The organism is Mesorhizobium sp. M1A.F.Ca.IN.020.03.2.1 (assembly GCF_004023205.1).
In the GTDB taxonomy this organism is placed as follows: domain Bacteria; phylum Pseudomonadota; class Alphaproteobacteria; order Rhizobiales; family Rhizobiaceae; genus Mesorhizobium.
The window spans coordinates 1-6,177 of the sequence record NZ_RZSV01000287.1; the positions used below are offsets into that span (position 1 = coordinate 1).

4 protein-coding genes and 1 pseudogene are annotated in these 6,177 nt (G+C 64.8%); all 5 read right to left on the reverse strand.

Annotation, left to right across the window (positions count from 1 at the left end; genetic code table 11):
- Nucleotides 1–1,271 (reverse strand): annotated as a pseudogene (locus EOA79_RS28470) (hypothetical protein); the annotation flags it as partial.
- Nucleotides 1,268–3,262, reverse strand: a complete 1,995-nt coding sequence (locus EOA79_RS28475; RefSeq protein ID WP_095824389.1) for a hypothetical protein — start codon at nucleotides 3,260–3,262, stop codon at nucleotides 1,268–1,270. The gene EOA79_RS28475 and the pseudogene EOA79_RS28470, both read right to left, overlap by 4 nt.
- 554 nt (nucleotides 3,263–3,816) lie before the next feature.
- Complete coding sequence (locus EOA79_RS28480) at nucleotides 3,817–4,758, reverse strand: alpha/beta hydrolase (protein WP_095824388.1); 942 nt, start codon at nucleotides 4,756–4,758, stop codon at nucleotides 3,817–3,819.
- A gap of 216 nt (nucleotides 4,759–4,974) precedes the next feature.
- On the reverse strand, nucleotides 4,975–5,757 hold the full coding sequence (locus EOA79_RS28490; protein WP_066996079.1) for a carnitinyl-CoA dehydratase: 783 nt from the start codon (nucleotides 5,755–5,757) through the stop codon (nucleotides 4,975–4,977).
- Nucleotides 5,750–6,177: acetate--CoA ligase family protein (locus EOA79_RS28495; RefSeq protein WP_206639282.1), on the reverse strand; the 428-nt coding region annotated here is incomplete at its 5' end. The genes EOA79_RS28490 and EOA79_RS28495, both read right to left, overlap by 8 nt.

Here is a 6,177-nt window from a genome sequence, read left to right on the forward strand (position 1 = left end):
CCGGCCGGCAATGTCACCTCGTCGAGCACGATCTTGCCGTTATAGGGCGCATCGCCGACATTGGTGACCGTGATGGTGAAGTCGCAGCCGCCGGACATCGTGCAGCGCGGCACCTCTGCCCACTTCTCCACCTTGAGGTCGGGCTGCTTTTGGGGCGGGCACCTGAGATCACGCGGAATGTCGATGTCGATCTCCTGCGTGCAGCAAAGTCCCCAGCCTTCCTTCGGCCCGGCATAGGTGTCGATGCCGGTGACGACGAGATGGATGGCCTCGCCCGGCGAGGCGCCGATGATCTTCCAGTTCAACACGCCGCCGCCGGCAGGTACCTGCTGGGTGTCGGTGGCGATGGTGATGCCGGGTGTCGTCGTCGACAGCTGCACCCATTTGCCGGCCATCTCCGGACCGATCGGCATGTGATAGATGAAGGCGCCGCCGCCGGGCACGCAGTCGACCGTGCCGCGTTCGACCTTGAAGCATTCCTTGCTGGGAGGCGGAGGCGGCGGGTTGCACTTGCTCAGGTCGATCGTGATCGAGGTTTTCACGCCGGTGAGGAAATCGGCGTCGTCGGGCTTGTCCGGATCCTGCGAGGGGATCGTGGTTGCCGGGCCGCCCCTGAAGGCCACCTTCATCTCACCCTGGTTATCGACCGTTGCCGGCGCGGCGAAGGCGGCATGCTCTATCTTGGCCGTGATCCGGAAAGTGATCACGCGTTCGTCGGCAGCGCCGACGCCGTCGAGGTTCGAAGCGCTGATCCGGAAATTTGAAACGCTTGCCGTATCATTTGGGCCGGCCGATGTGCTGATCGAAGCAGCGGGCAGCGGTCCGCCGGAAGCGCCCGTGCCGTCGCCGACGAGGTCGACGCTCACGATCTGCAAGCCGTGCGGCAACTGGTCCTTGAAGTCGAGCCTTGTCGCCTTCAGAAGGGCCGCCACGCTTGGCCGGTCGAAGTCCTGCGGGTCGCCATGGATGCCGAAGCTCAAGACGTATTCGACACTATCGCAGCCCCTTAGGCCACCCTTCTTGGTGAAGAAGGGTATGATCCGCCCGAGCTCCGGATTGATGCCGCGCGATCCAGCCGTGATTTCCGGGTTGGCGATCTGGCCGGCCGGTGCCTTGTCCTGCGCAACCGCCGGCACTGCCGGCATCATGGCGACCGCGACACCGGCCGCCATCAGCCAGCGCGCGCCGCGCCTGGCGTATGACAGGGGTTTCATGATCGTGCCCATGACGGCTTTGCGCGGGGCAGGGCGGGAAAGGACGAGACCGCTCATCTGTCCCTCCTCGGCGCTTCGCACTCGACGGCCGGCGTCCTCAGCGGCAGCGTCACCTTGCAGCAAGGATAGTAGCCGCCCTTGTCCCGGTCGGACTTCAGGTGGAAGCAGAGCCCGACATTGACGGTGTCGCCCGGATTATGGCCGATGATGCCGATCGTGTAGGGCTTGCCCGGCGCATGCGACATGGGTGAGGTCACCCCGACGCCCGGTGTCTTGGACAAAGCCTTGATCGAATCGCCGCCAAAGCCGGCGTGGTCATCGAGATAGAGGTCGGCCCGGAGGCCGCGGGGTGTGCAGAAATACTGCACGTCCTCGACATCAAGGCATGGCGGCAGGTTGCCGGGCGGAGGGAAGTCCGGCGGATAGACGGGAGGCAGGAAGCCGCCGGGGATTTCCTCATAATAGCCGGCGCGGCCCTCGCAGGGGCGCCAGACCCTGACGTCGCCGACATGGCCCTGGACGTCAGGGTCTTCGAAATAGCCGTCGAAGTCGACGACCCAGGAGCCGAAGGGCGGCACGTTTACCGGCTTGACCAGCTTGCTTGGCGTGAGCTGGACGCCATGCACGGCAAGCGGCCCGCCGGCGGCGAGGCGCTCGGCAAGCTCCGGATTGTCGCGCAATTTGTCGCCGGTGTTCACGACCGTGTCGGTGCAGACCGAGGTGTCAAGATTGCCTTCGGGGTCGTAGCGGTATTGCAGGTCGACGCCGCCTGCCGACTGCCGGTTGCCCTGCGGGAAGCCGACCGCATATTCCTGCGGCACCTCGGCCCAGACCGATTCCGTTGCCGGATCGTCCGGATCCTCGCGCTGGTAGCGGATCACCTCGCCTTTGCCGGTATCGGCGAAGCGGCTGTAATCGTAGCGGTTCTCGACCGGGCCGCGCTGGGCAAGATACATGAAACCCTGATTGTCGAAGGCGATATCGGTGACGGCATAATCTTGGTCGGCCTTGACCGTCAGTTCCCAGCGCGGATCGCGGCCAAAACCCCCGTCGCTTGCAATGCCGACCGACCAGATTTCGGCTTTCTCGCCTACGGAATAGTAGAGCCGCCCGCCATGGTAGGCGACGGCCCAGACGCGGCGCGCATCCTGCGTATAGCCCCAGGTTCGGGGGTCTTCCGAATCGAAGGCAGTATCGTGGATGTCCATCACGGCGCCGTCGTCGGCGACCGGGGCCAGCCCATGCGCGGGACGCCCGGCAACGCCATGGTCGAAGCTGTCGATCAGATTGCCCTCGATATCGATGCGGTGGATGAGCCCGGTATCGAGATCCGAAGCGAAGAACTCACGATGGGTCGGATCGAAGGCGAGGTTGCCGATGCCGGGCCCGCTGTTGGTGTCGATGTCGGCGAATTTCGAGACGGCGCCCGAGATACCGTCGATCTTCCAGATGGTGCCCGGTCCGCCGCCATTTTCGATGCCGAACTGGCCGTTCATGAAGACAGCGCCGGCGGCGCCGCGGCGCTGTCGCTCAGGCCGTCCGTCCTCGTCGGCGTCCGGCGTGACGATGTCGATGCCGTGCAGCGAGGTCGCCGCCGTATAGAGGTTCGGAATGCCCGACGGCACGCCATCGCGCACGCCGTCGTCATAAGTGAGGCCGAAGACCTCGCCGATCTGGCCGGCTGTCACCTCGAAGGGCGGCGGCGTGTAGACGAGCTGGCCCGAAGCTGGGCCGCCGAGTTGCGAGACGTTGAAAATGCGCAACGAGGCCTGCGAAGTGTCGATGAAGGTTTCGTCGACCGGGTCGACGCCGGGCGGCAGGCCGCCCTTTTCGGAATCGGGAGAGCCGAAATCCGGGATGATCGTGCCGGGGAAGCCGGTCACCGCCATCGAGCCCGGATAGATGATCTGGGCTTCCTGAGCCTTTGCCGCACCGCCGAGGCAAAAGCCGGCGGCCAGTGCCAGGGCAAGAATTCCGCTGGTGGTCACGATCGCGCGGCGCAAACCGCCGCCGCGAAAAGCCACGAACGAGCCGCGGTCGCGAGACATTGAGCTCCCCCCGAAGTCGTCGGAAGAACCCTCCGATTTCGCCGCGCAAAACAAGGTAAGTCGCAGCGTTCCGGCTCGTTCGTCCCTGATAGAATTGTCTGTTTTCCGCCTGTTCACGATACGCCGGGTGCCTGGCAGGGTCAACGGAATCAGCCGAAAGCCGAGCGCGTCGTCTCCATCCCGAAGCCGATGATCGCGCCGAGCTCCTGTTGCTTCCTCGGACCACCGCGGCTCTGGATTTCTGATCATACGGGCTCCCTTTCCGGCCCGCGCCATGCGGCGCCTGGCCGTCAGTCGCAGGCTGAGTCGGAAAGGTTCAATCCGGTCTAGAGCAATTCGAGAAAAAGTGTGAGCGGTTTTCCGTCCGGAATTGCGTCAGAACAAACAAGCCCGAGCATTTCGTCGTTTCCGTGAAACGGTGAAATGCTCTAGGCGTCCGGCTGGTAGAGCTGTCTTTGCCCGTCTCATGCAAGTCGCCGAAAAGAGAGCAGCGATTTTGGCATCAGCCCCGAAGCGCGGCGCTTGAATTCTCGACGCCACGCGCTTTGGCAAAATCACCAGATCCACTCGCCTCTGCCGAGCACGGAGACCGCCTCGACGATGCGGGTGAAGCTCGCGCGAGCACGACCGACCGTATGCCGGGCTCTCAAATAGCTGTGCACTAGCCCCTGTTCTTCGAACCAGTAGGCATACCCGCCGGCCGCGACGACGCGGTCGCGATAGGCCTCGCCGTCTGAGGACAGCGGGTCGCATTGGGCAGTGATCAGCACCGTCGCCGGGAGATAGGCGAAATCGGCGTCGGCGAGCGGCGACAGCGTGATGTCGCCGGTCCGGTCCACGCCGCCGGTGCGAATGTTCAGGTAGAATTCGATATCGCGCAGGGTCAGCATCGGCGCGTCAGCATGCGCCACATAGGAGCCGCGCGAGCGGTCGCCCCCGAGGCTGGGATAGATCAGCACCTGGCCGGCCGGCTTCTTGATGTGACCGCGCGTTGCGTGGGCAACGGCGGCGCAGAGGTTTCCGCCGGCGCTGTCGCCGCAAAGCAGGACAGGGCAATCATAGGTCTTGGCGGCCCATTCAAAGGCGCTTAGCACGTCGTCGAAGGCGGCCGGATGCAGATGTTCCGGCGCCAGCCGGTAATCGACCGAGACCACCTCGTAGCCGGTGCGGGCGCACAGCTCGGCGCAGACATCGTCATGGCTGTCCAGCCCGCCGAGGATGAATCCGCCGCCATGAACATAGAGCACCATTGCGGCGCTGTTCGATTCCGCGTTGCTATAGATGCGGATCGGGATGCTGGCGGTCGGCGTGGCGATGGCGGACGTTTCGACCGTCACGCCTTGCGGATAGCCGGCGAAGAACTCGCGGCACATCCGGTCGTAGATCGCCCGCTGCTCTGCGATCGTGTAGTCGATCGTGTCGGGCGGGTAATAGGAATTGGTCTTCTCGATGAAAGCCCAGGTCTCGACGTCGATGAGGGTCTTGTAGTCGGTCATAGCGCTTGGGCCGATCGCGAAGGTCGAGCCTGAGCACCCCCCTCTGTCCTGCCGGACATCTCCCCCGCAGGGGGAGAGATTGGCAGCTTGGGCGCCGGCGATCCACCTGCGACGCTGGCAATTGGCGAAAGCGACCGTGACATCCGATCTCCCCCCTTGCGGGGGAGATGCCCGGCAGGGCAGAGGGGGGTGTGACGGAACGCCATCGTCTGCGGCCTATCTACCCTTCCACACCGGATCGCGCTTCTCCGCAAAGGCGCGGAAGCCTTCCATATTGTCCTCCGAGCCGTAGAGGATATCGACCGTCGGCAGTTGCCTGCGCGTCACCTTGTTCATGGCCTCCTGGAAGGTCAGCGCCTCGGCCACGCGCGCCGTCTCCTTGATCGCGGCGAAGACCAGCGGCGGGCCGCTGGCCAAAAGCCGCGCGATTTCCCAGACGCGGTCCTCCAGCTTCTCCTTGGGCAGCACCTCGTTGACCAGGCCCCAGCGATGCGCTTCCGCCACATCCATCCAACGGCCGGTGAGGAGAAGGTCCATGGCGATATGGTAGGGAATGCGTTTCGGCAGCTTGATCGTCGCGGCGTCGGCCAGCGTGCCGGCGCGGATCTCGGGCAGCGCGAAGGAAGAATGGTCAGAGGCGTAGATCAGGTCGCAGGACAGCGCCAGCTCGAAGCCGCCGCCCACCGCCATGCCGTTGACGCAGGCGATCACCGGCTTGTTCAAGTCGCGCAGTTCCTGCAGCCCGGCAAAGCCGCCGACGCCGTAGTCGCCGTCGACCGCGTCGCCGGCCGCAGCCGCCTTCAGGTCCCAGCCGGCGCAGAAGAACTTGTCTCCGGCCGTCTTGACGATGGCGACGCGCAAGCCGGGATCGTCGCGGAACGCCTTGAACGTCTCGCCCATCAGCCGTGAGGTCTTGAGGTCGATGGCATTGGCCTTGGGCCGGTCGAGCGTGACTTCCAGGATCGTGCCTTCGCGGCGAGTGGTGATGACGTCAGCCATTCTTCTTTTCTCCAAGCACCAGCAGTGCGTCGGCGATCCAGGCGCCCTTGCCTTCGGCGCAGACGATCAGCGGGTTGATGTCGAGCTCTTCGATTTCGCCTTCATTCTTCTGCACGAAGTCGGCAATGCCGGCGATGGCGTCGATGGCGGCCTGGACGTCGGCCTTGGGCCGGCCGCGATAGCCCTCCAGCAACGGATAGAGCTTCAGGCCACGCAGCGCCGCCTCGATGTCGTCGCGCGTCGCTGGCAGCATCAGGGTCACGCTGTCGCGCAGCAGCTCGACCAACACGCCGCCGGTGCCGAGCGTCATCACCGCGCCGAACATCGGATCGCGGGTGAAGCCGACGATCAGTTCGGCGACGCCGTCGCGCACCATGCGCTCGGCATAGAGCCCGGTGCCAAGCGGCAACAGGTCATGCG